The 1,122-nt window shown below is 64.3% G+C and carries 1 protein-coding gene; it reads right to left on the bottom strand.

Features of this window, described 5'->3' with window-relative positions:
• Nucleotides 1–464: 464 nt before the first annotated feature.
• The coding region (locus AC5Y5O_RS32025; RefSeq protein WP_500028748.1) for an HAD-IC family P-type ATPase at nucleotides 465–1,122 on the bottom strand (658 nt) is incomplete at its 5' end.

Below are 1,122 nucleotides of genomic sequence, written 5' to 3'. Positions count from 1 at the left end.
GACCTCCTGGGCACTTTGATCGCGTGTCGCGGTGAATGAGCTTGCCGCTCAGGGCTTCACGCGCCTACATCAAGCGTCGATAAAAGTCGTCATTCTCTGGTTTGCTTCGGGGAGTGGGGGCCGCTACTTCGTGTTGGGCGCGGCCATAAGGCGCAGCGGCGGCCGGATCGCTTGACCGTCTGCCGGCGGACCGCACCGCAAGGATGATGGCCGTGAAGACGGCACCAAACAACAGCAGCATTACCGGGGTATTGATCATTGGGCTGCACCAGCCCCAGCCGCCGTACCAAGTCGTCATCGCATTGCCTCCCAAACCTCAACAGGGGTTGTTTCGTTGCCCATCGGCACGGACCCCTGGTGACACCCGCTGGGCGGTCATGTGGCATGCCGAAGGCCGAAATGGCTTCTACTGCAGCCAAATCCGCCGTGCCTGTCATCGCTTCTCTCGTTCTTCTGCCGTCAAATCACTGAGTCAATGCGGGTGCCGACACGAGGTGCAGGGCCGGACCGGGTTGCTGGTGGGTGTTGCGGCCGAAGCGGCGTAGCCGTAGTGAGTTAGTGACGACGCTGACCGAGGAGAATCCCATCGCGGCGCCAGCAATGACGGGGTTGAGTAAGCCGAGTGCGGCAAGGGGGATGGCGGCGGTGTTGTAGCCGAAGGCCCAGCCGAGGTTTTGATAGATGGTGCGCAGCGTCTGCCGCGACAGCTCGATCGACTGCACGACACCCTCGAGCCGGCCGGACATCAGGGTGATGTCGGAGGCCTCGATGGCCACGTCGGTACCGGTGCCGATTGCGATTCCCAGGTCGGCCTGCACCAGTGCGGGGGCGTCGTTGACGCCATCGCCCACCATGGCGACCACCCGCCCCTCGTCTTGGAGTGCCCGAATTGCGGTGACCTTGTCCTCGGGTAACACCTCGGCCAACACTCGCTCGATGCCGACTTGCGTGGCGATCGCAGCCGCGGTGCGGGCGTTGTCGCCAGTGATCATGGCGACGTGTAGTCCCATTGCGTGCAGTTGAGCGACCACGGCGGAGGCGTCGTCCTTGACCGTGTCCGCCACCGCGAGTACGCCCACAACCTGGCCGTCGCGGCCGACGAACACCGCAGTGCGGCCCTGG

It is taken from the genome of Mycobacterium sp. NGS40 (genome assembly GCF_059812735.1).
Note: the sequence above shows the minus strand (reverse complement) of the source record. Positions and strands in the feature narration are given on the sequence as shown.